21 protein-coding genes are annotated in these 26,561 nt (G+C 69.2%); 14 read left to right on the forward strand and 7 right to left on the reverse strand.

All coding sequences use genetic code 11. The annotated features are described in order from the left end of the window. Positions 1–104 precede the first annotated feature (104 nt). On the forward strand, positions 105–800 hold the full coding sequence (locus AC1RNL_RS00005; protein ID WP_492934072.1) for an SGNH/GDSL hydrolase family protein: 696 nt from the start codon (positions 105–107) through the stop codon (positions 798–800). Positions 801–929: 129 nt separating this feature from the next. On the opposite strand, the gene AC1RNL_RS00010 is transcribed toward AC1RNL_RS00005, so the two are convergent. Both AC1RNL_RS00010 and galU read right to left on the reverse strand, forming a co-directional pair. Beyond that, positions 930–1,286: a histone-like nucleoid-structuring protein Lsr2 gene (locus tag AC1RNL_RS00010; protein ID WP_492934073.1), complete on the reverse strand. Its 357-nt coding sequence runs from the start codon at positions 1,284–1,286 to the stop codon at positions 930–932. Between the two features lie 56 nt (positions 1,287–1,342). After that, positions 1,343–2,236: a UTP--glucose-1-phosphate uridylyltransferase GalU gene (gene galU / locus AC1RNL_RS00015; RefSeq protein ID WP_492934074.1), complete on the reverse strand. Its 894-nt coding sequence runs from the start codon at positions 2,234–2,236 to the stop codon at positions 1,343–1,345. A 519-nt stretch (positions 2,237–2,755) separates the two neighbouring features. Between galU and AC1RNL_RS00020 the strand changes: the two genes are divergently transcribed. The 7 genes from AC1RNL_RS00020 to AC1RNL_RS00050 all read left to right on the forward strand — a co-directional run bounded on the left by AC1RNL_RS00020 (position 2,756) and on the right by AC1RNL_RS00050 (position 13,062). Then, positions 2,756–4,066, forward strand: coding sequence for a glycosyltransferase (locus AC1RNL_RS00020; protein WP_492934270.1), 1,311 nt, complete (start codon positions 2,756–2,758; stop codon positions 4,064–4,066). Positions 4,067–4,213: 147 nt separating this feature from the next. Further along, positions 4,214–5,089: an ABC transporter permease gene (locus AC1RNL_RS00025; protein WP_492934075.1), complete on the forward strand. Its 876-nt coding sequence runs from the start codon at positions 4,214–4,216 to the stop codon at positions 5,087–5,089. Then, positions 5,082–5,918 carry an ABC transporter ATP-binding protein gene (locus tag AC1RNL_RS00030; RefSeq protein WP_492934076.1) on the forward strand — a complete coding sequence of 279 codons (837 nt, stop codon included), beginning with the start codon at positions 5,082–5,084 and terminating at the stop codon, positions 5,916–5,918. The genes AC1RNL_RS00025 and AC1RNL_RS00030 overlap by 8 nt, the downstream gene beginning before the upstream one ends. A gap of 35 nt (positions 5,919–5,953) precedes the next feature. Next, on the forward strand, positions 5,954–7,192 hold the full coding sequence (gene wecB / locus AC1RNL_RS00035) for a non-hydrolyzing UDP-N-acetylglucosamine 2-epimerase (protein WP_492934077.1): 1,239 nt from the start codon (positions 5,954–5,956) through the stop codon (positions 7,190–7,192). Then, entirely contained in the window at positions 7,189–7,914 is a 726-nt protein-coding gene (locus AC1RNL_RS00040; RefSeq protein WP_492934078.1) for a DUF6270 domain-containing protein, read from the forward strand. Before wecB ends, AC1RNL_RS00040 begins: the two co-directional genes overlap by 4 nt. 22 nt (positions 7,915–7,936) lie before the next feature. Continuing rightward, positions 7,937–9,823: an FkbM family methyltransferase gene (locus tag AC1RNL_RS00045; RefSeq protein ID WP_492934079.1), complete on the forward strand. Its 1,887-nt coding sequence runs from the start codon at positions 7,937–7,939 to the stop codon at positions 9,821–9,823. After that, on the forward strand, positions 9,820–13,062 hold the full coding sequence (locus tag AC1RNL_RS00050) for a glycosyltransferase (protein ID WP_492934080.1): 3,243 nt from the start codon (positions 9,820–9,822) through the stop codon (positions 13,060–13,062). The genes AC1RNL_RS00045 and AC1RNL_RS00050 overlap by 4 nt, the downstream gene beginning before the upstream one ends. Here AC1RNL_RS00050 and AC1RNL_RS00055 read toward each other — a convergent pair. Together AC1RNL_RS00055 and wecC are read right to left on the reverse strand one after the other, a co-directional pair. Further along, a complete protein-coding gene (locus AC1RNL_RS00055; RefSeq protein ID WP_492934081.1) occupies positions 13,059–14,309 on the reverse strand; it encodes a glycosyltransferase family 4 protein in 1,251 nt (416 codons plus the stop codon). The genes AC1RNL_RS00050 and AC1RNL_RS00055 overlap by 4 nt on opposite strands. Positions 14,310–14,334: 25 nt before the next feature. Beyond that, the gene (wecC, locus tag AC1RNL_RS00060; protein WP_492934082.1) at positions 14,335–15,579 is read right to left on the reverse strand and encodes a UDP-N-acetyl-D-mannosamine dehydrogenase; all 1,245 of its coding nucleotides are present in this window, start codon (positions 15,577–15,579) and stop codon (positions 14,335–14,337) included. Between the two features lie 229 nt (positions 15,580–15,808). Between wecC and AC1RNL_RS00065 the strand changes: the two genes are divergently transcribed. Beyond that, positions 15,809–16,552, forward strand: a complete 744-nt coding sequence (locus tag AC1RNL_RS00065; protein ID WP_492934083.1) for a DUF6270 domain-containing protein — start codon at positions 15,809–15,811, stop codon at positions 16,550–16,552. 158 nt (positions 16,553–16,710) lie between these two features. After that, positions 16,711–18,879, forward strand: coding sequence for a hypothetical protein (locus AC1RNL_RS00070; RefSeq protein ID WP_492934084.1), 2,169 nt, complete (start codon positions 16,711–16,713; stop codon positions 18,877–18,879). An 11-nt stretch (positions 18,880–18,890) separates the two neighbouring features. Here AC1RNL_RS00070 and AC1RNL_RS00075 read toward each other — a convergent pair whose 3' ends face one another. After that, entirely contained in the window at positions 18,891–20,774 is a 1,884-nt protein-coding gene (locus tag AC1RNL_RS00075; protein ID WP_492934085.1) for a glycosyltransferase family protein, read from the reverse strand. Positions 20,775–20,857: 83 nt separating this feature from the next. After that, positions 20,858–21,517: an arsenate reductase/protein-tyrosine-phosphatase family protein gene (locus AC1RNL_RS00080; RefSeq protein ID WP_364197771.1), complete on the reverse strand. Its 660-nt coding sequence runs from the start codon at positions 21,515–21,517 to the stop codon at positions 20,858–20,860. Positions 21,518–21,680: 163 nt separating this feature from the next. Here AC1RNL_RS00080 and AC1RNL_RS00085 point away from each other — a divergent pair, with 163 nt between their 5' ends. Further along, positions 21,681–22,187: a VanZ family protein gene (locus AC1RNL_RS00085; protein ID WP_492934086.1), complete on the forward strand. Its 507-nt coding sequence runs from the start codon at positions 21,681–21,683 to the stop codon at positions 22,185–22,187. Between the two features lie 30 nt (positions 22,188–22,217). Here the strand turns inward: AC1RNL_RS00085 and AC1RNL_RS00090 are convergent, their stop codons facing one another. Then, on the reverse strand, positions 22,218–22,640 hold the full coding sequence (locus AC1RNL_RS00090; RefSeq protein WP_492934087.1) for a MarR family winged helix-turn-helix transcriptional regulator: 423 nt from the start codon (positions 22,638–22,640) through the stop codon (positions 22,218–22,220). Positions 22,641–22,770: 130 nt separating this feature from the next. Between AC1RNL_RS00090 and AC1RNL_RS00095 the strand changes: the two genes are divergently transcribed. The 3 genes from AC1RNL_RS00095 (at position 22,771) to AC1RNL_RS00105 (ending at position 26,556) form a co-directional block, all read left to right on the forward strand. Beyond that, positions 22,771–24,219: an HNH endonuclease signature motif containing protein gene (locus AC1RNL_RS00095; RefSeq protein ID WP_492934088.1), complete on the forward strand. Its 1,449-nt coding sequence runs from the start codon at positions 22,771–22,773 to the stop codon at positions 24,217–24,219. Between the two features lie 153 nt (positions 24,220–24,372). Next, positions 24,373–25,899 carry a hypothetical protein gene (locus tag AC1RNL_RS00100; protein ID WP_492934089.1) on the forward strand — a complete coding sequence of 509 codons (1,527 nt, stop codon included), beginning with the start codon at positions 24,373–24,375 and terminating at the stop codon, positions 25,897–25,899. A gap of 60 nt (positions 25,900–25,959) precedes the next feature. Next, complete coding sequence (locus tag AC1RNL_RS00105) at positions 25,960–26,556, forward strand: NADPH-dependent FMN reductase (RefSeq protein WP_492934090.1); 597 nt, start codon at positions 25,960–25,962, stop codon at positions 26,554–26,556. The last annotated feature ends 5 nt before the right edge of the window (positions 26,557–26,561 follow it).

Below are 26,561 nucleotides of genomic sequence, written 5' to 3' on the forward strand. Positions count from 1 at the left end.
CAAGGCATCCGAGGAGCCTGTCGAGTAGCAAGTCAGGCGCCCGCGAGGCCGCCGCGCCCATTCTCAATGTCGAGTAGGCGGCCGCAGGCCGCCGTATCGAGACCATGCAGCGCCGCAGTCGGCTCATCGCCCTCACCGCGATCGCCGCCCTCGCCCTCCTGCTGGCCATCGCCCTCTGGCCGCGCCCCACCGCATCCCCCGACCCACAGACGAGCCGCATGCCCGACGCGTCCCTCCCGCCCGACGCCCCGGTCGCCGTCTTCATCGGCGACTCCTACACCGTCGGCACCGGCACGTCGCTCGACGGCAGCGGCTTCCCCGCCATCCTCGGCGAGCGCCGCGGCTGGCGGGTCGTCAACCTCGCGATCCCCGGCACCGGCTACGCCACCGGCCGCGCCGACGGCCGCTGCCCGCCGCCCGGGTGCACCGCCTACATCGGGATGCTGGCGGATGCGACGGCGCACGACCCGGACGTCGTCGTCGTGTCGGGCGGGCGCAACGACCTGGTGCGGCAGCACCTCGAGCCCGCGGTGGTCGCCTTCTACCGCGAGCTGCGGCAGCAGCTGCCGGACGCCCGCCTCGTGGTCACCTCGCCGCTGTGGGACGACTCCCCCACGCCGCAGTCGCTCGTGGAGCTGCGCCGCCTCGTCGAGCGCGAGGCGACGGCCGCAGGCGCTGAGTACCTCGACCTCGGCGACCTCTTCGCCGGCCGTCCCGACCTCATCGCGCCGGACGACCTCCATCCGGACGAGGAGGGCCTCGCGCTCATCGCGGCCCGCATCGACGAGCTGCTGCCCTGACCGCTGGTCGTGTAGCGGTTGACCCCGCTGGCCTCCTCCGCTGGTCGAGTAGCGGTCGGCGCAGCCGACCGCGTATCGAGACCAAGAAGGGCCGCCCACCGGGCGGCCCTTCTCAGACACTGACTGCATTCACCGATTCCGGTAGCGCTCCACGATGTCCGCCGGGATGCGGCCGCGCGTCGCGACCTTCAGCCCCTGCGACTCCGCCCACTCGCGGATGTCTGCGGTCTCGCTGCTGCCGCCGCGACGGCTGGGCGCCGCGTTCGACGTCTTGCGACGCCCGGAGACGCGACGCGATGCGCGGATGTAGCGCTCGAGGTCGTTCTCGAACTCCTCGATGTGCGCATTGTTGAGATCGATCTCGTACTCGGCTCCATCGAATGCGAAGCGCACGGTGCGGCCTGCGCCGTCGTCGATCGCATCGCCGGAGAAGTCATCGACGAGCTGAACCAAGGTCTTCTTTGCCATGCGCAAAAGGTAGCGCATTCAACCCTGTGAACCTATTCCCCGTGGGCGAAGAATAGGGGTACATGCGGAAAGGCTCAGTCGCCGAGCGAAGCGGCGAATTCCTTGAGCCAGGAACGGAGGCCGGGGCCGATGTCCTCCCGCTCGGTCGCCATCTCGACATTCGCCTTGATGTAGTCGAGCCGGTCGCCGGTGTCGTACCGGCGGCCGCGGAAGATGACGCCGTGCACGCCGCCGTCGGAGTCGTCCTCGGCCATCGTCAGCAGCGCATCCGTCAGCTGGATCTCGCCGCCGCGTCCGGGCTGCGTCTGCTCGAGCACGGGGTAGATCTCCGGCTTCAGCACGTAGCGCCCGACGATCGCCAGATTCGAGGGCGCAGAGCCGCTCTCGGGCTTCTCGACGAGGCCGCGCACGCGCACGACGTCGTCCTCGTCGGTCGCCTCCACCGTCGCGATGCCGTAGAGGTGCGCCTGCGACGGGTCGACCTCCATGAGCGCCACGACGCAGGTGTCGCGCACGTCATGCACCTCGAGCATGCGCTCGAGCAGGTGGTCGCGGCCGTCGATGATGTCATCGCCGAGCAGCACGGCGAACGAATTGTCCCCCACATGCGCCTTCGATCGGAGGACAGCGTGCCCGAGCCCCTTCGGATCTCCCTGCCGCACATAATGCACATTCGCCAGATCGGTGGACTCGGCGACGCGCGAAAGGCGATCCTCGTCGCCCTTCTTCATGAGGATGGCCTCAAGTTCCGTCGCGCGATCGAAATGGTTCTCCAGCGCATTCTTGTTCCGCCCGGTCACGAACAGCACATCGGGCAATCCGGCGCGCACCGCCTCTTCGACCACGTACTGGATCGCGGGCTTGTCGACGACGGGAAGCATCTCCTTCGGGAGCGCTTTGGTCGCCGGGAGGAATCGCGTGCCGAGGCCCGCAGCAGGAATCACGACCTTGGTGACGGAATGCGGCATGGGGTCAGGCTAGTGGGTGGAAGAATTGCCGTCATGTCTGAGGTCGGCGCGCGTGACGGGATGTATCGAGAGAGCCGAGCCCGTCGAGCCTCGCGCCTGGCGCACAACGTCGCGATGGCGAGCACCACTGCGTCACGCTCCCTGCTGGAGGACCCGCTCACCTTCGGCGTGCAGGTCGCACGGCGATTCCCTCGCGCTCGCACCGCCCTGCTGTCGCTCGCTCGTGCCACTGGCGGGCCGGAGCGCGAACTCGCCCGAACCTGGCTCTCGGGGGACCTCACCGCCACCCGAGCGATGCTCGATGACCTCTCGGCCAGAGGCCCGCTCGGCCGACTGGCAGCTGAGATCGCGCACGCATCGGGTCGCCCAGAGCTGATCGCCGATGACCCGGCCGTGCATCCGGTCGCTCGCGCGCGTGCGGCCTGGCAGCTGGGCGAGGCGTCGAAGGCGATCGCTCTCCTCGCTGACCGCGCGCCGCGCACGCGGCTCCATCGCGTGCTCCGTGCCGAGCTGGCGCTCATGACGCCAGGGACGCGGCTGCGTTGGAGCCCGCGCGACGACGTCCGCATCGGAGAGCCACGATCGGGCATCCTCCACCTCCTGACGAACTCCCTCCCCCACACGCAATCCGGCTACACCGTCCGGTCGCACGCGGTGCTGGCGGCGCAGCGCGAGGCCGACCTCGCGCCGACCGCGATGACGCGCGTCGGCTACCCGGTGGTCGTGGGCGGGATCGGCGCCGCGGCGCTCGACGTGGTCGACGGCATCGAGTACCACCGCGCGCTGCCGCGCCACCTCGCCGCAACCCCCGATGGTCGGCTCTCGCAGCAGGCGGATGCGCTGCTGTCGCTGGCCAGGCAGGTGCGGCCGTCCGCACTGCACACCACGACCCACTACCCGAACGCGATCGTCGTCCGCGAGGTCGCGCAGGCGCTCGACGTGCCGTGGGCGTACGAGGTGCGGGGCATGCTCGAGCAGACCTGGGTCGCGGGTCTCGGCAGCGAGGAGGCCCGGCATCGCGCGTTGGCGAGCGAGCGGTTCCGCTTGACCCGCGAGCGCGAGGCCGAGCTCGCGACTGTCGCCGATGTGGTGTTCACGCTCTCGGGCAGCATGCGCGACGACCTTGCAGCGCGCGAGGTGCCGCGCGAGCGCATCCACCTCGTGCTCAACGGCATCGACGCGTCGCTGCTCGAGCGAACCCCGCCGCCGGCAGCCGATGCACGCAGCGCACTAGACCTGCCGCGCGCCGGCTTCTGGGTGGGATCCACCTCGTCCCTCGTTGACTACGAGGGCTTCGACGTGCTGCTGGAGGCCGTGCGGATCGCGCGGTCGCGGGGCCACGACATCCGCGTACTCCTCGTCGGCGAGGGCACCGCGCGCGGAGCGCTCGAGGCGCAGGCCGCGGCCGCGGGCATCGCGGACGCGGTGCGCTTCACCGGCCGGGTCGCACGGGATGCCGTCGCTTCCTACCGGGACGCCCTCGACCTCTTCGTCGTGCCGCGGCACGACCGCGAGGTCACCCGCACTGTTTCTCCACTCAAACCCGTCGAGGCGATGGCGAGCGGACGGCCGCTCGTCGTGAGCGCTCTGCCTCCATTGCTCGAGGCCATCGGCGACGAGCTCGTCGCCCTGGGCGCCGCGGTCGCTGCGGGCGATGCGGCCGCGCTCGCCGACACCATCGAGCGCTTGGCGCGCGACGAGCCGACTCGCGCAGGGCTCGTCGCACTCGGCCGGGAGCGCGCCGCCCAGCGGACGTGGACATCCGTCGGCTCGACCTACCGCCGCGAGTTCGGTGCAATCGGCGCAGAACCGTCGATGTGGGAACATTGAGCGGACGCGCCCGGTGCGTGCCACCCCATGCCCCCGAACTCGGATTGCTCAGAAATGCGAATGACCCCTTCGTCGCCGCGACCTGAGTTCAGGGGACTCCGGACGCAGTGGCGACGGGCCTGGTCGACGCGACAAGCCGGCGAGGCGATGCTCTCGACGCCGTTCCGACGCACGCTGAAGGCGGAATACGGCGACCTCTCGGATCTCCGCCGCGTGGGCAGGCGCCCACCGTTGCGTGAGTACGTCACCGAGCTCTGGGACCGTCGCCACTTCATCTGGGCGGGCGCTCGCGGTGAGGCCATGACGCGGTACTCGAACGAACGGCTCGGTATGGCGTGGTACGTCATCCGCCCCTTGCTCGACGCCGCCTTCTATTGGGTCATCTTCGACCTCGTCTTGAACATTGGCGGCGACCTTCCGAACTACTTCGCGTTCGTCCTCATCGGCGTCTTCATGTTCCAGCCGACGTCACGGGCGGTCAGCGGCGGAGCCTCGCTGATCCGCAGCTCCAAGCCGCTGATCCGGGCATTTGCATTCCCCCGCGCCGCGCTCGCCGTCTCGCTCGTGGTGCGCGATGTGCTTAGCTCGCTGCCCGCGCTACTGGTGATGATCGCGATGATCATGGCCATCCCGCCACACGAGCTGCCCACGACCGCATGGTCCCTCTTCCCTGTGATCCTTTGCCTGCAGCTGCTACTGAACCTCGGACTCGCCCTCGTCTTCGGCTGGCTGGGAAGCCTCCTTCCGGATCTCGCACAGGCGATGAGCTTTGCGACAAGGATCATCATGTATGGCTCCGCGGTGATGTTCCCTATCGATCGGTTCATCCACGACCCAGTCGTTCTGGGGATCGTCGAGTCGAATCCGGTCTTCCAACTTCTGCACGCGTACCGCGCCGTGCTCATCGACGGCGCTGTGCCGGGCGGCGCTACCTGGCTGATCCTGCTCGGATGGGTCACCGGGTTGCTGGTCCTCGGCTTCACGGTGTTCTGGCTTAACGAGGAGCGGTATGGCCGTGAGTGAGTTGCACGCGGGATGGCGCCTGAGCGGTGAGCCAAAAGTCACGATCGCGGCCGAGGACATCCGCCTCCGCTACACCGTCCAACGCAACCGCGACGCGCGCTGGTGGCGGGGCGGAAGCCGCCAGTCTGTAACCGGCCCCGTACTCCGGGGCATCAGCCTCGCCGCTCGCGAAGGCGAGTCGATCGGCATCGTCGGCCTCAACGGCTCGGGGAAGAGTTCCCTGCTGCGGGTGCTAGCCGGGCTCCAGCCGGCGACGTCCGGCACCGTCGTCGCCTCAGCGCAGCCGCAGCTGCTGGGCGTCAGCGCTGCTCTCGTACCGGAGATGTCGGGCGAGGAGAACATCTGGCTGGGCACGCTCGCAATGGGCATGTCGCCCGATGAGGCGTACTTCGCCAAGGAACGCATCGAGCAGCTCGCTGACCTTGGCGATCGCATCAGGCAGCCGATGCGCACCTACTCCTCGGGCATGGGCGCGCGCCTGCGATTCGCGATCTCGGTGGCGGCGGATCCGGAGATCCTCATGATCGACGAGGCGCTCTCGACCGGCGACGCCTCGTTCACGGAGCGCGCGAAGGAAGCCATGGACGGCCTCATCAATCGGGCCGGCACTGTGTTCCTTGTCAGCCATGCGGCGAAGACCATCGAGGACATGTGCGCGCGTGCGCTGTGGCTCGACAACGGCGCGCTGATCGCCGACGGCCCCGCGGAGGACGTCGCGAACATGTACCGCTACTACGCTCACAGCATCGCGATTGGCAAGCACGAGGCAGCCAAGAAGGCGTTGGTCAGCGCGACTGCGTCGCACCCGCCGAGCTTTCCGCCTGCCTAACCGACCCTCCCTGTCACGCGTTTGAGGAGATCCTGATGCCCCACAAGGTCATGACCGTGTACGGCACGCGACCGGAGGCGATCAAAGTCGCCACCGTAATCGAGGCGCTCGAGCGCGACCCCCGCTTCGAGTCCATCCCGGTCGTCACCGGCCAGCATCGCGAGATGCTCGATCAGGTGAACGAGCTGTTCGGCATCATTCCCCGGCACGATCTCGACCTCATGCGGCCCGGCCAGTCCCTCAACAGCATCGTCTCGCGCGCGATCGCCGGCATCGATGAGCTCATCGTCGTCGAGCAGCCCGATGTGGTGATCGTGCAAGGCGATACCTCGACTGCGATGGCGGCGGCGGTCGCCGCCTTCAACCGGCAGGTGACGGTCGTGCACCTCGAAGCCGGCCTGCGCACCGGCGACATCGATTCCCCGTTCCCTGAGGAGGCCAATCGCAAGCTGATTGGCCAAGTCGCCAAGCTGCATCTAGCGCCGACGACCGGCTCGCGGGACAACTTGCTGCAGGAAGCGTTCGACCCGAAGACTATCGTGGTCACCGGCAACACCGTCATCGACGCACTTCTGGAAGCGTCGAAGTGGGATACGGTGCCGACCGATCCAACTGTGGCCGAGGCGATCCGGAGCGGGCGCCCGATCATCTTGGCAACGACGCACCGCCGCGAGAACCTCGGCGACAGCATGGACTCCATCGGCCGCGCGATCGCGGAGATCGCCCGCCGGCACGACGACCACCTCGTCGTGCTGCCGGTCCACCGGAACCCGGCGGTGCGCGGCGCTGTGCTGCCCCACCTCGAAGGCATCGCCAATGTCGTCGTCACGGAGCCGCTGCCGTACGCGGACTTCACGAAAGTCATGGCGGCTTCGCGACTCGTGCTCACCGATTCGGGCGGCGTCCAGGAGGAGGCGCCGAGTCTCGGTAAGCCGGTGCTCGTGATGCGCGAGAATACCGAACGGCCCGAGGCGGTCGAGGCGGGCACGGTGCTTCTCGTCGGCACCGACTTCGAACGTGTCGTGTCTGCGACGACGCGGCTGCTCACGGACGCCGCCGCATACGAGGACATGGCCACGGCAGTCAACCCGTACGGCGACGGCGCGGCATCCGCCCGGACTTTGGAAGCGATAGCCGAGATCCTCGGCGTGGGCGAGCGGCAGCCAGACTTCGACGCAACGCAGTTGCACACGATCCGATTCGGCGCGAGTTCCACTAGCACGGGCGGGACGCTGGCGAAGAGCGCCCGCACGACTGGAAAGGACCGACTGTGACGCAGACGGGACGTAACGACGGCGGCGAGCGCTACTTCATCTACGGCTCGTGCGTCACGCGGGACGCGTTCGCGCTAGATGGAGCACCGCCGCTCACGCACTACTTCGCGAGGTCATCGATGGGCTCGGCGTTCGCTGCGGCCCCCGCAGAGATGCCGGATTTCGACCTCGAGGCGAATCCCTCGGCATTCCAGCGTCGGATGGTGGAGGCCGATGTCCGGAAGCTGCTGCCGAGGCTCCTCGCCTCGGATGCGTTCGACGCCCTGCTCATTGACCTCATCGATGAGCGCTTCGCGCTTCGCCAGATCGGAGACAGCGTGGTCACGCAGTCGCCAGAGATCTCGCCCTGCTTGCCGAAACCCAGGCCTGAAGAGCTTGTGACTTCGGGCTCTCCCGAGCACCGCCGGCGGTTCCGGGAGGGCCTCGATTCGCTGCTCACCATCGTTCCGCCGGATCGAATCATCCTCAACCGGGTCTATTGGAGCGAAGTCGACGAAGTGGGCGAGCCTTTCGCGAACCAGCGAGCGACCGCTGCCGCCAATGCGCTCCTCGATGACTTCTACGAGCTCGCCCGCGAGCGGGGGGTGGTTCGCGAGCTGTCATACTCGCCTGACCTGCTTGTCGCGAACGCCCACCACAAGTGGGGGCGGAGCCCCTTCCACTACGTGCACCCGTTCTACCAGAGCACCCTCGACCAGCTCGCACAAAGCGGCAATCGCTGATCTATCAGGAAGGGCGAGCCAAGTGACTGACGTCGCGCACGAACGCGTGGAGGGCATTGCGACGCTGAGCGTCGGCGACCGCGCGTACCAGGTCGTCGTCCCCGACGCGGGATCGGACTACATCCAGCGAATTCTGGCGAGAGGCGAGATCTACGAGCAGGGGCTGCTTGTCGACATGGCGCGACGCGTCGAGCCGGGGCAACTCGTGCTCGACGTAGGCGCGAACGTCGGAAACCACTGCCTATACCTCGCCGCGAGCGGCATACGCGTGATCGCGTTCGAGCCCGACGCGCACCTCACGCAGGCCATCAGGCGGTCCGTCGCCCTGAACGGTTTCGACGAGCTGCTCGAAGTGCGAGAGAGCGCGGTGGGCGCGCGATCCGGACGAGGAACATTGCTCAGGCGGGACGAGAAGAACCTCGGCGCGCAGTTCGTCCGAGCCGGGGGCGATGAACCCGAGTCCGATGACGTGGCGGCCGTCGGCGAAACAGGCATCCTCACGCTCGACCAACAGGCCTATCCGGATCGGGTCGCCGCCGTGAAGATCGATGTGGAGGGCATGGAGCTCTCGGTGCTGGAGGGTGCCGCGCTCCTGCTCGAGCAGGACCGTCCGCTGGTGTACATCGAGGTGCTCAGCGCCGAGCACTTCCGCCAGGCCTATCAGCGGCTCGGCCCTCTCGGATATCGCTACGAGGCCACGTTCAACTATTCGCCCACGCACCTCTTCGCACCGGGGCACGAGCCTGTCGATGACACGACGATCGAAGCGACGGTGCAGCTCGCCACGCGAATGTACACGGCCGAGGAGAGCACACGGTCGACGCAGGAGCGGCTGAACGCGGCGAACGCGAAGTACCGCGGCGCCACCGAGCTCATCGGCAACTTGCGCTCCGGCGCGACTCTCGCCGGTGGTGGCGCGAACGCCGACGCGGCTGCCCGCGCAGACAGGGCGCTGGAGCTCCTCGCCTCAAGCCAGCAGCGCGAGGTTGAGCACGCGGCACGTATCGTCGAGCTGCGGGAGGCCCTCCTCGCGAGGGACGCCGAAGCAAGCATGCTCCGGCGCACAGAGGAGTCGGCTCGCGCTGCAGTGACCGATCTCAAGGCCAATCAGTCCACGGGCGGCGTAGGCGAGCCAGGCGATGGAGTCCGAGTGGATCGACTCTTAGAGGAGCTCGATCAGGCCCGCTCGCGCGCGGAGCGCGTCGAGCTCGAGCGGGACGTGCTCGCCACTCGGCTCCGAGCCGCGAGCACGCGCCTGGCTGCCCGGCGCAGGCGCGCGTCGCAGGCTCGACGAGAGCTCGATGAGCTCGCTGCTCGCCTGGACGACGAGTTGCAGAGCCGCGATCACGATCGTGCCCTCCTTGTGCACGCGGAGCAAGAGCTGGAGCAGCTCGGCGCTGCGCTCGAATTGTCCCAGCGAGCCGGGGAGAAGCTGCGCGCACGCCTCGCGGTCGCCGAACACGAGGCCGAGGGGGACGCCCAGCGGGCCGCGCGCGCGCGGGATGACCGCCACGTGGTGCGCACGTGGATAGCGGAGGCGCAGGAGCGCGAGCGGCAGCTCGAACGGCGCATTGCGCTACTGACGACGGGCGACGGGATCAAGCCCGATGAGATCGGGCAATACGTCCCGATCGAGACTCTGCACGAGTTGCGCGCTGAACACGCGAGGACGAAAGCACGGCTGGAGCGGCTGGACGAGGCCGAGCGACAGGTGCGCATGTACCGAGCGCGACTCGTCGAGGTGCGCGGGAGCAAGACCTTCCGCCTGGGCAAGGCGTTGCGTGAGGGCGTGACCTCGTTCCGCGGCTTCCTCCGGATGCCGCTCGTCATGCTCCGCATCCTCCGCGAGCCGGCCGACGCCGCTCGCTCTTCGACGACGTCCGCTCAGACCGAGGAGACCCGAGTATGAGCCGTCAGGCAGACTCCAGCGCGCCCGACTTCATCGAGGGTCGGCGACGCTCGGTGGAACCGGTGCCCATCCGGCTGCGGGGCGGCCGCGCCGGCCGCCTGACCGTCGCTTGCGTGCTCGACGCGTTCTCGTTCAACTCGTTCAGCCCTGAGGCAGATTTCGCGCCGCTGACGATGCGCGACTGGCGTGCGGAGATCACCGCCGCTCAGCCCGACCTGCTCCTCGTCGAGTCCGCGTGGCGCGGGTTCAAGGACACGTGGTGGAACACCGTGTCGCGCTGCGGACCGGAGATCCTCGGAATCCTTGACTGGTGCCGAGAGCGCGGCATACCTACCGCCTTCTGGAATAAGGAAGATCCCGTGCACTTCGGGACTTTCCTGAACCTGGCGAGCCGGTTCGATGCCGTCTTCACCACCGACCTCGACTGCGTCCCCCGCTACAAGGCCAAGCTCGGTCATGAACGCGTCCACTTCCTGCCATTCGCGGCGCAGCCGCTGCACCACAATCCGGTCGAGCTGTTCGACCGGATCGAAGGCTGCGCCTTCGCTGGCGCCTACTACAAGAAGTACCCGCACCGGAATCGCGATCTTGATGACCTCGCGACCGCCATCACCGAACTCGGCCGGTTCGACATCTATGACCGGAACTTCGCGAAGCCGCACCCCGACCACACGTTCCCGGAGCGCTACCGCTCGCACATCGTCGGCGGGCTGCTACCCGAGGAGATCGACGTGGCGTACAAGGGGTATACGAGCAACCTCAACTTGAACTCCGTGCAAGAGAGCCAGTCGATGTTCGCGCGCCGCGTGTTCGAGCTCGTGGCGTCGAACACAACGGTAATCAGTAACTTCGCGCGCGGCCTGCGCCTAATGTTCGGGGACCTGGTCATGACGGTCAGCGGCTCCGCCGAGATCCAGCGCCGTGCGGCGGCACTCGATGCAGTCGAGAACGGGCATGAGCGGTTGCGCAACCAGGCGTTGCGCAAGGTGATGGCCGAGCACACCTACAGCGAGCGACTAGCGTACATCGCAAGAATGTGCCGCCTCCCTCTCGATCCGGCGGCCGTCGTGGTGCCTGCGATCGTCGCGCACATAGAGGACGCACCCGCGCTGGCGCACGTCTGCAGGATGGCCGTCCACCAGTCTCACGACGACTGGCGCCTGATCCTCTGGGGGGAGGGCGCGGAGGTCGTGTCGGTCCCGGGTGCCGCGGTCGAAGTGGTGGAGTCGGCGAGTGCTGCCCTCGACGCGGCCCGGGCGTCCGGAGCGACCCATGTTGGCGCCTGGGACGCGTCGAGTTGGTACGGCCCCGGCTACCTCGACGATCTCGTCGGAACGCTCGCTTGGGCGGACGTCGACGGCGTCGGTCACGTCGAGCGCTGGAGCAACGCGAGCGGAGCCCTGGTGCGCCGCGACGGCGGATCGGCCTGGACGATGCAGCGAGCGATCAATCTGGGACGGGGCATTGTGAGGATCAAGGGGCTGGAGGAACTCCCCTCAAGCTTCTCCGGCCTCGCTGTCTCGACGCTCGACTTTTGCGAGGGCGGCACGGAGCTGCCGCTCGACGCGCTGGAGCCGGTATCGGCACTCGACCTCGACGCGGGGATGAGCCTCAGTGCGCTTCGCGACTATGCCGATCGGCTGCACGCCGAGCCAGAGCAGGTCGACGCTTCTCTTGCCGTACCCCTGCCTGAGCTGTTCGAGGGGATCGCATCCCGTGGGCACGTGCGGGTTGCTCGGCTCGACGACGGTACTTTCGCGGTGGAGTCCGATCTCGAAACTCGTCAGCACGAGTATCTGTACAGCCGGACGACGCTGCCGCTCGACGTGCTCCCGAGCGACGACCGTCAGGTCGCGCACTTCACCGCGACACCCGGACTGAATGTGATGCTGGTTGTCGTGTATCTCGACGCGGCGCAGCGGAAGCTCGGGCACACCATGCTGAGCAACGGCAAGAACGTCGCGCTCAGAGCACCCGACGGCACGGCGCGCGTGCGCATCGGGCTCCGCGTCTCTGGAGGCGGCGAGACACGCATCGAGCAGTACCAGCGCGCTCCGCTACAGTCCGCACCGCAGCCGCTCGTGATGCGGACTGAGAACCTGCTCGTCACCAACATCTATCCCTCCTATGACCAGCTCTACCGGAACGGTTTCGTCGCATCTCGTGTTCGGGCCTACGCGCAGGAGGGCTTTGAGGTCGACGTCGCACTCGTCGACGCTCGCATCGATGCGCCCCGCTTCCGCGAGTTCGGTGACGTGGACGTGGCGACGATGAACGCCCAGACCCTTCGGCGCACCGTCGAGGGATCCGGCATCCGTCGCGTGCTCGTCCACTTCCTCGACACCGAAGTCTGGCAGGCGCTTCGGGACGCCGACTCGGACGCGGCGGTGACCGTGTGGATCCATGGCTTCGAGGTGCAGCCGTGGTACCGCCGGTCCTTCCAGCATGCGAATGAAGATGAGCTGACCGCGGCCAAGGAGCGCTCGGCGGAGCGCATGGCGATGTGGCGCGAGGTGTTCGACGCGCCGCCCGCCGGCTGGCAGTTCGTGTTCGTCTCCGACTACCTCGCAGAGCAGACGTTCGAGGATGTTGGCGTTCGGCTGCCGGACGACCGCTACCGTGTCATCCATAACCCCATCGACACGTCTCTTTTCCGCTTCCGCCAGAAGGCCGCCGACGACCGCTACCGGGTGCTCTCTGTGCGCCCTTACGCTTCCAACGTCTACGCGAACGACCTCGCGGTCGCGGCGGTCCTGCGACTGCGCCAGACGCGCCCGGACTTCGAGCGGTTCCGCTTCGCCTTCTACGGCGACGGCCCGCTGTTCGACAGCGTGACGGAGCCCTTGCTTGGCCTGGCCAACGTCGAGCTGCATAAGCGATTCCTGACGCAGCTCGAGATCGCCGAGCTCCACCGGGACTACGGTGTCTTCCTCACCCCCAGCCGCATGGACACCCAGGGCGTCTCGCGCGGCGAGGCGATGTCCTCGGGCCTGGTGCCGATCGCTTCCGACGTTGCCGCCGTACCCGAGTTCGTCGACGAACGATCCGGGATTCTGGTCGCCGCTGAGGATGCGGAGGGACTCGCGGAAGCGATGGCCTGCCTCGTCGACGACCCCGCTCGCTTCGAGGCGCTCTCTCGCGGCGCTGCGGAGCGCGTCGCAGAGCAGGTCGCCGCCGAGCGGGTGATCGCGCAGGAACTTTCGCTCGCGCGCCGCCCCTGGCCGCGGGCTGCGGGCTAGGGGCGGGTCGCCCCGCCCCACTCCGCGACCACTCTGCTCAGCGCGTCGGCGTAGGTGTGCGCCAGCCCCTCGTGCGAGGCGTTGGCGCGCACCCAGGGGATCGACTGCGCTTCGACGTCGAGCCCCGAAGGGTCCTGAGCGAGCCGAGACCATGCCGCGACCAACGCGTCGCAGTCGCCTGGAGCGACGACCGTGCCACCGCCCGAGTCGGCGAGCAGCGCGGCCGCCTCACCCGCGAGTAGGCCGGTGACATGGCGCCCAGACGCCAGGGCGTCGAAAAGTTTCGACGGAATGGTCCATTGCATCGGCTCCCAGGCCCGCAGGGAGACGATGATCGAGTCGGCCCACGCGTAGTGTGTCGACACCTCGCTGGCCGGGATCGGCCCGCGGATGTCGACGTGTCCGCCTAGTCGGCGATTCAGCTTTGTCAGGCGCGCGACATCGGCGCCGTAGCCGACGAACCGGGCTTCGATCGAGACCCCGTCCGCGCGCAATGCGGCGACGGCTCGCACGACCGTCTCCAGGCCCTGGCTGCGCCCCATATTACCCATGTACAGCACACGAAGCGGCTCGTGCGCAGCATCGCGTGGCGGGAGCGCCGCGTATCGGTCCGGGTCAACGCCGTTTCGGACGACTAGCACCTGATCGATGCCGCGTTCTCGCAGCACGGTCGCGAAAGTCGAGGTCGTCGTCACGACCAGCTGCGCCGACTGCTGCCACCGTGTGACCGATTCGTGTATGCGCCGCTTGAGCAGTCCAACAAGCCCTCGTCCGCCCTGAAGACCGGGCGTATGGGAGACGAGATCGGGCCAGGCGTCCCGCATTTCGGCTACGAATGGAACCCCCAAACGCCTGGCGAGCAGCGCTCCTGCCAACAGCGTCGGCACTGCCGGTGCCGTGGCGATAACCACATCCGGCGCGACCTCGCCGCGTGCAACAGCGCGGCGCACGTGCCGCTGTGTCGAGATCGCGGCCACGAGATGGTCGACGGTGCGCGACACGATGCCGCGGCCATGCGGCACGTACGCGACGCGGTAGACGCGGGCGCCGCCGGCGCCCGGGCCCACCGTCCCCGACCGGAGAGATCGGTGCTGCGGCTCGATGAACCCGCGCAAGTAGTGCGGGGGCGGGCAGAACACCGCGACCTCGTGCCCTGCCGCGACCCAGCGCGCGATCAAGGCCGACCACCGTCGTTGCGGGGCCGAGTTCTCCGGCTCGAAGTAGTGGGAGAGGAGCAGTACGCGCATGGGGTGGGCTGCCAGCGTCAGTCAGTCATCGCCACAGGCCCTTGGTGTCGATCACGATCTTGCCCTGGAGCGCGGCGCGGTCGATATCCCTGAACTGGTGGTGGTCGACGAGGACAGTGACGATGTCAGCCCGTTCGAGAGCCTGGGTTGGCGACACCAGCTCGACGTTGGGGAGATCAACCAACGACGCGGGCAGCTCCTCGATGTTCGGCTCGACGACAAGCAGGCGGGCGTGCGGTACCTCAGCCGCCAGCTTCTCGACGATCGACTTGGACGGAGACTCGCGCAGGTCGTCGATATCGGCCTTGAACGCGATGCCCAGCATCGCGATGACCGGGTCGCGGAACTTCGCCGCCTTGGCCATCACCTTCTCAATCACGAAGTGCGGCTTGGCGTCGTTCACTTCGCGGGCGAGGCGCACGAGCTTGGCCTCCTCGGGGGCAGCCGCGACGATGAACCAGGGATCGACCGCGATGCAGTGCCCGCCGACGCCCGGGCCTGGCTGGAGGATGTTGACGCGAGGGTGGTGGTTCGCGAGCTCGATGAGCTTCCATACGTCGATGCCGAGGCGGTCGCTGATGACCGACAGCTCGTTCGCGAACGCGATGTTGACGTCACGGTACGAGTTCTCAACGAGCTTCGCCATCTCGGCCGTGCGCGCGTCGGTCATTAGCAACTCGCCCTTGCAGAACGTCGCATAGAGTTCGCGGGCCTTGGCAGCTGCTTGCTCGGTGACGCCACCGATGATGCGGTCGTTGTCAACGATCTCGATCATGATGCGGCCGGGGAGCACGCGCTCGGGGCAGTGCGCGAGGTAGAGGCTGTTGTGCTCGCCTGGCGCCAGCGTGAGGTCCGGGCGGGCTACGAGAATGTACTCGCCCATCTTCTCGGTGAGGCCGGGAGGCGAGGTCGACTCGAGGATTACGAGCTCGCCGCCCCGCAGCCGCGGGGCGATTGACTCGGCTGCAGCCTGCACGTACTTCGGGTCGACATCGTAGGACTCGGTGAACGGCGTCGGCACCGCCACGATGTACGAGTCGGCGTGCGGCATCTCCACCTGCGCCTTGAGGCGCCCCTGGGCGACGACACCCGCGACAACCGACTCGAGGTCGGGCTCGACGAACGGCACTCGTCCGGCGTTGATCTCATCAACGTGACGCGGGTTGACGTCGACGCCGATCACGTCGTGATTGTTCGCGGCGAGGATGGCGGCCGTGGGCAAGCCGATGTAGCCGAGACCGACGACGCAGACGGTCTGTGTGGGTTCCATAGTGCTATTCCTCGCAAGTATCGTTCGTCAGTCCCGCCCTGGGCGAGCGCGGCAGCGTCACCATCCGCGCGCGCCTGGGAGCGCGCATCAATTCAAATCTACCCACTGCAGGGCGCAGGGGTCGAACGCCTCGTGGCCGGATACCCTTGCTGGACACGCGCTGGGTTTCCCTGGCGCCCTGATCTGCACCTGGAGCGCTGTGACCGGAAGCGATGATCACGCGACTCGAGTGCTCGTCTACGGCAGCTGCGTCGCACGCGACGCGGTTGATTTTGCGTCCCCGGCATCAGTCGACCTCCGCGGCTATATCGCGCGCCAGTCGCTCCTCTCGGCCGGGAACGACGCGTCAGCGCACCTGCCCGACCACCTGACGGTCTCGTCGAAGTTCCAGGAGCGGATGATCCGCGCCGACTTCTCCGGCGGGTTGTTCGGGCGGCTCGAGGCCCTAGCCACCGAAGTCGATGTGCTGCTCTGGGATCTGGCCGACGAGCGGCACGGCGTCTACCGCTTCAGCGACGGCACCGTGGCCACCCGCAGCATCGACACCATCCGCATCCCTGAGCTGGAGGAGCGATTCGAGGACGCCGAGCACATCGAGTTCGGCAGCGACGAGCACCTCGCGATCTGGGCGAAGCACGTCGCAGACTTCGAGCAGCGGCTGCGCGCCCTCCGCCTCTTCGATCGCACGGTGGTGCTGCAGGTGCCCTGGGCTGTGCTGACGACCGAGGGCAAGCCGTCGCCTTGGAGCATGGGCGTGCGCGCGGCCGACGCGAACAAGCGCTTCAAGCGCTACTACGCGCAGCTGCGCAACAGAGGCTTCCGCATGCTCGAAGTCGACGCGTCGATCGTGGTCGCCGATCCCAACCACAAATGGGGGCTTGCCCCGTTCCACTACTCCCACGCGGTATATCGCGACGTGCTGCGCAGACTGAGCGACGATTTCGGCTACACCGCGATCCAGAAGCGCCACTAACACCTGCAGCGTGGGATGCCCCGCTGGGCGCTGTCTCGCGACAGCCGCCATCGCTTCCTAGTAGCCTGAGAGCGTCACAGCAAGGCTCTTCCAAAATCACTGCGCGTGGAGAGGCCGTGCCGCAGTGCGACACAGCGACCAGGAGGAGTGGAGTGCCCGTGGACCTTCCCGAACCTGAGGACTTGGAAACCTTCCGTCTCGGCCGACGGGTGATCGTCGGGGAATGGCGTCACATTCACGCTGACATCGGCGAAGGAATATACGTAGACGCGCTTCTGCGTTTCGCAGATGCATCCGCGCCACTCCTGTGCTTCCTGCCTGCGGCGCAGCCCCGCGAGAATCGACGCAACCCGGTCTATCACCGATGGACCTGGGCCGACGAGTTCGCTGACGTCAACATCGCGATCCTGAGTGAATCTACGCTCTACGCGAGCGAGACCCTTCTGGCGGGCTGGATGATGCACCCGACGCTAGACATCCCAACCGAGGTCGCCAGCGTGCTCGACGCGGTTCGAGCGACGTGGAAGTTGCGGAACTCGGCGACGCTGTTCTACGGGTCATCTATGGGTGGCTTCGAGGCGCTGCAGATGGCCTCGGTGACGCCCGGGTCCCGGGCCGTCGCCGAGGTGCCCCAGTTGGACATGGTCCGATACGCGTTCCCGCAAGCCCTCGAAGACATGGAGCGCGACCTCCTCCGTGGCTCCTTCATGCGGCACCGTCGCGTCCACCCTGAGCAGGTGTCGATCCTGGAGCGGTTCCGCCACAGCGCGCGCGTTCCCTCCGCGCGCCTAATCACTAATGCAGCCGACCACACGGTCGAGGACATCCTCCGACTTCCGCTGGAGGCAGCACAGCTCGAAGTCTCGGACCGAGGGCTGGTCTCGGTCGATCTCTGGCCCGACCCGATCGGCCACCGACCGTTGAGTCGAGAGTCGATCGTGCCCGTACTGCAGCGGGAACTGGCAGACCTCAGGCCCAGCGCGTCCGCGACGGCGAGTCCCCCGACGCAGGTCTCAGAGAAGCCGAAACCGCCCGTCCTCGCGGACTTCCGCCCGCTACTCGAGCAGGGCCTGACCCTCGCGGCCAGCGTGGAGCTCACCAGGGATGCGGAGGATCGGCAGCGCTACGAGGCTGCGCTCGCGGCACTGTTCGCGGCGGCCGAAGCCGACCCGACCCAGGATCTCCCGCTCCTCCGAGCATGCTCGCTCATGAAGGTCTGGGACATGAACTACTCCGCGCGGTACCTCGAGACTGCTCGCCGCGCCCTGGCGCGCCGAGAGTCCGTGGCCGCGGCGTCCTTCGTGGCGCGGGGACTTCTCGCCAGCGAGCCCGCACCGGATGCGCTGCGCAGGATCGAAGAGCTGCGGGGCGGTATCCAGGATCAGGACACTGCGTCAATCCTGGGCATCTTCCGTGCGATCGCCCTCTACAACGCTGGCGAGATCGCTCGCTATGAGGACGAGGTCCGAACCGTACGACAATCGCTGCGGCGAGATTTCGAGAGCTACATCCTGGTCCCGTTCTCGACCGTGATGCTCCCGTCCGACATGAGCGATGCGGTGCCCGACCCGGAGCTGGTCGGCGCTCTGGAGTACGGGCTCGAGGGGGTCGAGTTCGGGGGCGTTCAGCGCGAGTACAGCGTCGTGATCTCGTGTGACCTCACCTACTTGCAGGCATTCGGCCCGATGCTCGTGTCGTCGTTCGAGCAGGCATGTAGTCCGGGTGCGCGTCTTGTCATGGTCGTGCTGGGCTCTCGAGAGAGCGCGGAAGCAGAGGTCGAGCGCCTGCAGTCGCTGTCCGACCGCTGCGAGTTCGTGTTCATCGACGTCGAACCCGGAGCGAACCTAGGGCCGCTCGCGTCACTGGTGCGATTCGTCGTCACGCCGAAGATACTCGCCTCGACAGCGTCTCCAGTAATTCTCATGGATGTCGACGCTGTCATCCTGAAGGACCTCTCCTCCCTCATCGAAAGCCTCGGCGATGCCGATCTGGGAGTGCGACTACTCGGAAGCAGCCCGGCGCCGTGGGAGATGTACGCGGCCGGGGTCGTCGTGTTCAGGCCGACGCCCGCAGGACGATGCGTCGCAGACGCGGCGGCTGCGGGTGCTTTGCACAAGGCGCGGCGCGGCGCGGCCCAGTGGTGGATCGATCAGAACGCTCTCGAGTTCGGCATCCGTTCTGCTCAAGCGGCGGCCCCGTCCAAGCTGATCGTCCACGATTTGATGGGCGCATCGAATGCTTGGCTCGTCCTTCCCACAGGCCCCCGGGACACGAAGGTGAAGGTGCTTCGGGCGGCCTTGGATCGGGTCGCCCCATCGTCCCGCTGACGCCTTCCGGCTCAGAGCAGCACGTGCTCCGCGGCCAGCCCGAAGCTCAGCACCTGGCTGTTCGCCAGGATCCGCTCGTCCTCGGTGCTCCAGGTGTGCCCGTCCCGGGCGCCGCGCATCTGGATGAAGCCGAAGCGGTCGGCGCTGTAGATGCCGCCTCCAGCCGCGAGGATGCCGCGCTGGAAGGTGGTGTCCTCCCCCAGCGTGCGATCCTCGAACGGCGTCGCGAGCCACGTCGCGCGCGGCCCGACCATCGTCGGGCCGCCCACGAGATCGACCCAGCGGTGCTCGCGGTGCGGATTCTGCAGCACGGTGGCTCCGACCGCCTCGAGGTGGAGGTATCGCGCCTCCTTGCCGACCAGCTCGGCCCCCGAGTAGTCGAGCGCGAAGCACGCGTCGGCGAGGTAGTGCTCGCCGTAGAGGTCGTCGTCGTCGAGCTTCGCGATCACGTCGCCGTCGCTCGCCGCGACGAGCGCGTTGAGGTTGGCGCCGAGCGAGCGATCCATGCCTGCGCGCAGCACGACCAGCTCCGCGAGCCCCGCCTCGCGCGCGAGCGCCTGCAGCTCGGCCTCGTCCTGGTCGAAGCCGTGCAGCAGCAGCAGCAGCTGCACATCGACGCCCACCTGCTTCGCCGTGGTGCGGATGATGCCGGGCACGAGGTGCGGGCGGATGGTCGGGGCGATCACGCTGACGCTGGGCCGCCGCCACGCGGCGGGGTCGTCGATCCCGAGCGCGCCGAGCACCTGCGTCGCCCGGTGCGAGAAGGTGTGGTGCCGCCAGATGTGGCGTTGCGCCAGGTGCACCTGCCGGTCGCGCAGCTCGGGGCTGCGCACGAGGGCGCGCAGCATGAGCTCCGCCTCCTCCCGATCGTCGACGATCGTCACCTCGCCGCGCGGGAACCAGTGCTCGACTGCGGCGCTGCGCGTCGACACGACGGGCGTGCCGCTCGCGAGGATCTCGAACACGCGGCGGGCGAGCATCGTGGGGCTGTCGACGACCGAGTTCACGTTGAGCATGACCTTGTGCGCGCGGTACGCGGTGAGCATGCGCTCGTAGTCGAGCGAACCGCGCACGTACGGCAGGAAGGCCTCGGGGAAGCGGTACTTCGGGTCGTCCTCGAAGCGCGAGTAGATGTCGAAGCCGATCCCACGCCGCTCGGCGACGTCGGCGGCCGCGCCCAGCAGCAGATCCATCTGTGCCTGGCGCTCGGGGAACTTGTGCGACCAGTAGCTGCCGCCGAAGCCGATGTCGCGCACCTGGTGCAGGCCCTGCTGCCGCATCGGGTGGTGCAGCGCCGGCTGCGCCGCGAACGCGAGCTCCTCGACCCGGTCGTGGCCGAGCGCCTCGCGGTAGCGGTCGATGAGCGCCGCGTCGGTGGTGAACACCTGGTCGAAGATGCGCGCCGTGTCGAGGAAGTCCTCGAAGTGCGGCGGATCCTCCTTGTTCCAGAAGGCGGTCGGGATGCCCTGCTCGCGGCAGTGCGCGACGAGCGCTCGCAGGGGCTCGCTCGGGGCCTTCGAGCCCGTCAGCTGGTAGCGCCAGGCGCCGCCGGAGCCGGCCCACGCCGACTCCACGAGCAGCAGGTCGATCGGCGCCTCGCCGAGCTGCCGCCGCCAGCCGTCGGGCGTGAGCTCGACGACCGCGAACTCGTAGCCCCACGCGCTCGCCGAGAAGGTGTCCATGATCACGCCGACACGCACGCTCGGGCGCCGCGTCGGCCGGTCGACGACGGGCCAGATCGGCATGTCGTCGGTGAGGCTCCGCGCGACCGCCGGATCGCCGTTGCGCGCCGCGGCCCCGCGTCGCAGGCGCCACGAGCGCAGCTGCTGCACGCCTCCCTTGCGCAGATGCCACAGGCCGGTCCTCAGGGTCTGCAGCGTCTTCACGGTCTCCATCCACGGTCGCGTCGTGCTCTGCCCGCCATCCTAGGCGGCGGGCGGCCGCGCGCCCTGGGCCCGCGCGGGCCGTCGCGCTCGGCTCAGGCCGCGTTCGCGCGCGCGAGCGAGGCGAGCGCGACGACCAGCCGGTCGACCTGCCGGGCCACGGCATCCGCCGACCGCCGGTAGACGGCGGCCGAGCGCCGGTAGGGGTCCTCGATGTCGAGGTCGGCCCGCTGCGCGTGGTCGATCATCGAGCGGTCGGCGCACGCCGCGACGACGCGCGATAGGAAGGCGGGGATGCCGTCCTCGCCGAGCGGCCGCACCTGCGCGCCGCGATGGCCGGCGGCGACCCGCTCCGTCAGGCAGGCGAACTCGACGAGCGTGAACGCCCGTCGGTGCGCGGTCGGCGCCGAGGCGACGGCGGCGCTGCGATGCTCGCGCGCCAGGGCGAGCACCAGGTCTGCGCGCTCGACGAGCGCGGGCTGCAGCCGCCGGGCGCGGTGGCCGTCGGCGCCGTGCAGGCCGAGACGGCCGGCCTCCGCCACCGCGAGCGGCTCCATGCGATGGCCGTCGAGCGCCATCGTGCCGGCGCTCGTCACCTCGATCACTGCCGGGTCCCACCCGGGGAAGGCGCTCGGCAGACGCTGCCGCAGCAGCAGCTCGGCCTGCGGCGAGCGGCAGATGTTGCCGGTGCAGACGGTGAGGATGCGGAACACGGGCGCCGTCGACCGGATCATCGCGTGTCGAGGTCCCGTCATGATCGGAACGCTAGACCCGCCGTCGCCGCGCCGGGCGGTGCTCGGCGAGGACTGATCGAGGCTTCGCACACGGGTGCGGATGCGGTGTGGTCGGTGCTGAGGATCGGTGCCGTTGCGCGCCCTTCGTCAGGTCGCGCAAAGCCGCCCGCGACAGACTCGACGGGTGTCCTCCGAGCCTCGCGTCGTCGTCGTGCCCCGCGCGCGACGTGCGCCGCTGCGGCGGCTCGGCATCGTCGGACTGCTGCTCGGCATCCCTGTGGTGCTCGTCGTGACGCTGTGGCCGACGCACTTCCTGCTGCGGGCGAAGCCGCGCGTCGTGCGCGGCATCGAGTGGCTGCAGGCGCGCGACCTCGCCGACTGGCTGAGCTGGACGCGGCTCGAGGTGCTCGCCAACGTCGCGATGTTCGTGCCGCTCGCGCTCTTGCTCGTCTTCGTGCTCGGCGCCCGGCGCTGGTGGATCGCGGTCGCGCTCTGCGTCGCGCTCAGCCTCGGCGTCGAGGTCGTGCAGCACTTCCTCCCCGGGCGCGTGGCCTCCGTGCGCGACATCGTCGCGAACGGCATCGGTGCGTTGCTGGGGGCGCTGCTCGCCGTCGCCATAGAGGCCGTCGTGCGGTCAGTGCGGCGTCGGTCGGCGTTAGCGGAGGCGCAGCGCCGAGCCAGCACGGGCTGAGACGCCCACGAGTCGCCGCGACCGCGCGCGTCAGGGCCGGTCGCGCTCGAGCGTCGATGCCAGGATCAGCGCCGCCCGCTCCAGCGCTGCGCGCTCGCGCCGCCCGAGGTGGGTGAAGCGCGGCTCGAGCAGCACGCCGTCGGCCTCGCGCTGCTCGTCCCGCGCGGCGATCCCCGCGGCGGTCGGCTCCAGCCGGGTCGTCCGTGCCGAGCCGCGCCGGCGCATCCAGCCCGCCTCCTCCGCCTGCCGCACGAGCGCCGTCATCGTCGGCTGCGCGACGTGGCAACGGCGGGCGAGCGCGGTGACACCCATCGGGCCCTCGAACTGCAGCACGACGAGTGCGCGCACGGTGAGCGGCGACATGCGGTGCGCACTGCGCTCACCTGCGAGCCGACCGAGCAGGTGGCCGCTCTCGGCGAGCCGCACGAGGGTCGCTGCGAGTCTGGTGGGCATGGCGCGACTCTATAGCGATCGGATGCCTGAACGGCACCCCTCGCAAGTGCGGGAGAGATTGTGGAAAGTTCGCGCGTGTCGTAGATACGTTCGATAGACTAGCCGCATTCCAACGTTGGAGGGGGCGACCATGGCACCGCAGCCGACCAGCCGCACCTCCGATGCGCTGCGCTCCCTTGACGTCGCACTCGACGCCATCGCGGCCGCCGCGGGCACCCTCGACGCCCTGCTGCCGCACCTCGACGACGCGCAGCGGCGCGACGTGGTGGCACGCGTGGGCGACATCGGTCGCGGAGGCGACGCGCTCAAGGTGCGCGTCGCCGACGACCTCGCGAAGCGCCACGACGGCCTTCCGAAGGACGAGCGCTTCCCGCTGTGCTGCGGCTACAAGGATCCGCTCGAGATGCTCACCGCCGAGCTCGGCGCGTCCCGGCGCACGGCTCGGCAGCTGCTGCGGGCCGCGAGCGCCACGCGGGCGTCGATCGGCATCACCGGGGCCACCGTGCCCGCGAGGTTCCCGATCCTGGGCGGCGCGCTCGAGACCGGCGCCATCTCGCTCGAGGCGGTCGGGGCGGTGCTCGATGCGCTCGGCGATGCACCCGATCGTGCGCACGCCGACGACGTCGCGGCCGCCGAGGAGGCGCTCGTCGCATCCGCCATCGGCGACCGGAGCACCCACCGCGACGACACCGGCACCGATGCGCCGATGCCGCCCGAGCTGCTCGCGCGCCTCGCACGCATGTGGCGCGACGCGATGGATCCGGATGGCGCCGAGCCCCGCTACGAGCGGCAGCTGGCCGAGCGGGGCTTCAGCTTCGGCACCCGTCCCGATGGCATGGTGCAGGGCCGGCTCATCTGCACGCCCGACCAGGGCGCCGTGCTCGCCGCCGCCTTCGACGCGTTCACCGGCCCGCGCACGAAGCCGCGCTTCCAGAGCGACGACGAGCGCGCCGCAGCAGCGCTCGAGGTCGATGATCGCTCGCGGCCGCAGCAGATGGTCGACGCGCTCATCGCCATGGTCGGGCGGTCCGTCGAGCAGCGCGACGTGCCGCGGGTCGGCGGTGAGGCGCCGGTCGTCGTCGTGCACGTCGCCAAGCAGAGCCTCGAGGCCGCCGCAGCGGGCACCCCGGGCTGCACAGCGACGGTCGAGCGCACGGGCGACTGCATCCCCGTGCACCTCGCCGCCGCGATGCTGTGCGACGGCCGCATCCAGAGTGCCGTGACCGGCGCCGACGGCCTCCCGCTCCACCTCGGCCGCACCGACCGCCTCTTCTCCCGTGCCCAGCGGCGCGCGCTCGCCATCCGCGACGGCGGCTGCCGCGCCCCGGGCTGCACCTTCCCCGTCGGCTGGACGGAGGCGCACCACATCGTGCCGTGGGAAGCAGGCGGCCCGACCGACCTCGACAACGGCATCCTCCTCTGCTCCCACCATCATCACGAGGTCCATCGCGGCACGCTCGAGGTGCAGTGGGCGTCCGGAGGCTGGGTCGTCGTGCCGAGGACCAGGCGCGCCACGCGCATCCGCGGCTTCGGTCGCCGCATCACCGGCGCCCCGCCGCAGCTGCAGCCCACCGCGTAGGCACTCGCCGCCACCGGCGTGCGCAGCGTGTCCCGCATGCGGCTTGCGCAGCGCTGCCGAGCCGCGCCGCGCAGGCAGCCGTCGGATACGCTCGATCGAGCCGCAGCGACCCGGTCGCGACCGGCGCACGACGCCGACCACGGGAGCCCGACGATGCTGGAAGCGCTGCTCGGCGACCGCCACGAGCGCCGGCAGCGCCAGGCGATGCAGGCGTTCCGCCGACGCGAGCAGCAGCTGCGCCCCGCGTACAAGATCTGGGGCTACAAGAACGTCTTCGCGAAGGGCTTCCTCGTCACCCGCGGTCCGACCGCCCACGCGCCCGTCGAGACGTGGGAGCACGACGCGGTCGGGCCCTGGCACGTGCGCGTCGACCCCGTGCTCGACCGGCAGGTGGCGCGCTCCGAGCGCGCCGAGGTGCTCGTGCTCGGGCAGGCGTTCGACGACGGCGGCCCGAAGACCCGCGACCGCGTGGTCGAGCGCATCCTGCGCGCGGTCACCGCGCATCCCGACTCGGCCGCGCAGACGCGCGCGCTCGACGAGACGATCGCCTGGCTCTCGGGCCGCTATGTCGTGCTCGTCGCCCGCGGCGAGCGGCTCGACGCCTGGGGCGACCCACTCGCCACCCGCTCGCTCTACTGGCACCGCTCCGCGACCGGCGTCGCGCTCGCCTCGCACAGCGCGATCCTCGCCGACATCGCCGGCGGGCTCGACAGCAGCCGCATGCGCTGGGTGCTCGAGCACCCGCACTACCGCTCCCCCGCCGGCCGCTGGCTGCCGGGCCTCATCACGCCGCACGACGAGGTCGGGCAGCTCTACGCCAACGGGCGGCTCACCGTCGAGGGCTCGACCGTCTCGAACGAGCGCTTCTTCCCGCTCGCCGACCGCGTCGAGCTGAGCACGGCGGATGCGTCGGCGCGTTTCCGGGACGACCTGCGGCAGCAGGTGCGCAACTGGATCTCGGTCGCCCCCGTCACCGTGCTCTCGCTCACCGCCGGCCGCGACTCCCGGGCCGTGCTCGAGGCCGGGCTCGTCGACCTGCAGCGGGCGGGTGCGCTGACGCTCACCTACCACCCGTTCCACGTCGCCTCGAAGAGCACCTACGCCGACTTCCTCACCGCCGGGCGGCTCTCCGCCGCCGCGGGGCTGCCCCACATCGGGCTCGACGTGCCCATCCTGAAGCCGACCTCCGAGATGGCGCGCCTCTACCGCGCCACCTTCCCCACCTGGCAGCGCTACGCCAACCTCGCCGGCGCGCTCTACCTGCACGCGCCCGCGCGGGCGGCCACGATCTTCGGGGTCGGCGGCGCCATCGTCACCGGCATGTGGAAGGACACCTCGGTGCGCGAGCTCACCCCGCAGCTGCTCGCCGCCAAGTACGCCGCATCGCCGTTCCAGCACGACCCCGAGCTGCACGACGAGCTCGCCCGCTGGATGGACTTCACCGACTTCTCCGACGACGCCCTGCGCGGCTACGACTTCTACGACTTCTTCCACTGGGAGCACCGCATGACCAAGTGGGGCGGCAGCGGCTACAGCGAGTACGACCTCGCGACGATCCCCGCACCGGTGCTCAGCTCCCGGCGCCTGCTCGCCGCGGCGCTGTCGCTCCCCAAGGAGCAGCGGGTCGCCGCCGAGGTCTACCGCGCCATCTCGGAGGCCGGCGCGCTCCCCGCCCGGTAGCGCCCCGCGCATCCGCCACGCACTCTCGACGCATCCAGGGAGCGGGTGCAGGCTGGAGCCATGCCTGAGACCTACAGCCACGAGCCCCCGTACACGATCGGCGTCATCTGCGGCAGCATCGCCGCGTCGTCGATCAACCGCCGCCTCGCCCGCGCGCTCATGAAGCTCGCGCCCGCCGACCTCGAGTGCTCCTTCATCGAGATCGACCAGCTGGCCCTCTACGACCGCGATCGCGACGACGCGTACCCGCCCGAGGCGACCGCCTTCAAGGAGGCCATCCTCGCCGCCGACGGCATCCTCATCGTCACGCCCGAGTACAACCGCTCGATCCCCGGCGCGCTCAAGAACGCGATCGACTGGGCGTCGCGCCCGTACGGCGAGAACGCCCTGACCCGCAAGCCCGTCGGCGTCATCGGCGCCTCGCCCGGCGGCATCGGCACGGCCGTCGGCCAGCAGCACCTGAAGACCATCCTGTCGTTCTGCAACGCCCCGATGATGAACGAGATCGAGGCCTACGTGCAGTACCCCGACGGCCTCGTCGACGACGACGACGAGGTCACCGTCGCGTCGACGAAGGAGTTCCTCAGCACCTACATGCAGGCCTACGACGACTTCGTGCGCCGCGTGCTGACGGTGGTGCCGCAGCAGCAGGCCTGAGCGGC

The sequence above is a fragment of the Agrococcus sp. GW821-FHT14H11 genome (genome assembly GCF_058803545.1).

Bases quoted from the DNA above. Each gene is read 5' to 3' on its own strand.
- AC1RNL_RS00005 (WP_492934072.1), top strand. From the start codon at position 105: ATGCAGCGCCGCAGTCGGCTCATCGCCCTCACCGCGATCGCCGCCCTC.
- AC1RNL_RS00010 (WP_492934073.1), bottom strand. From the start codon at position 1,286: ATGCGCTACCTTTTGCGCATGGCAAAGAAGACCTTGGTTCAGCTCGTC.
- galU (WP_492934074.1), bottom strand. From the start codon at position 2,236: ATGCCGCATTCCGTCACCAAGGTCGTGATTCCTGCTGCGGGCCTCGGC.
- AC1RNL_RS00020 (WP_492934270.1), top strand. From the start codon at position 2,756: ATGACGCCAGGGACGCGGCTGCGTTGGAGCCCGCGCGACGACGTCCGC.
- AC1RNL_RS00025 (WP_492934075.1), top strand. From the start codon at position 4,214: ATGCTCTCGACGCCGTTCCGACGCACGCTGAAGGCGGAATACGGCGAC.
- wecB (WP_492934077.1), top strand. From the start codon at position 5,954: ATGCCCCACAAGGTCATGACCGTGTACGGCACGCGACCGGAGGCGATC.
- AC1RNL_RS00050 (WP_492934080.1), top strand. From the start codon at position 9,820: ATGAGCCGTCAGGCAGACTCCAGCGCGCCCGACTTCATCGAGGGTCGG.
- AC1RNL_RS00055 (WP_492934081.1), bottom strand. From the start codon at position 14,309: ATGCGCGTACTGCTCCTCTCCCACTACTTCGAGCCGGAGAACTCGGCC.
- wecC (WP_492934082.1), bottom strand. From the start codon at position 15,579: ATGGAACCCACACAGACCGTCTGCGTCGTCGGTCTCGGCTACATCGGC.
- AC1RNL_RS00075 (WP_492934085.1), bottom strand. From the start codon at position 20,774: ATGGAGACCGTGAAGACGCTGCAGACCCTGAGGACCGGCCTGTGGCAT.
- AC1RNL_RS00080 (WP_364197771.1), bottom strand. From the start codon at position 21,517: ATGACGGGACCTCGACACGCGATGATCCGGTCGACGGCGCCCGTGTTC.
- AC1RNL_RS00090 (WP_492934087.1), bottom strand. From the start codon at position 22,640: ATGCCCACCAGACTCGCAGCGACCCTCGTGCGGCTCGCCGAGAGCGGC.
- AC1RNL_RS00095 (WP_492934088.1), top strand. From the start codon at position 22,771: ATGGCACCGCAGCCGACCAGCCGCACCTCCGATGCGCTGCGCTCCCTT.
- AC1RNL_RS00100 (WP_492934089.1), top strand. From the start codon at position 24,373: ATGCTGGAAGCGCTGCTCGGCGACCGCCACGAGCGCCGGCAGCGCCAG.
- AC1RNL_RS00105 (WP_492934090.1), top strand. From the start codon at position 25,960: ATGCCTGAGACCTACAGCCACGAGCCCCCGTACACGATCGGCGTCATC.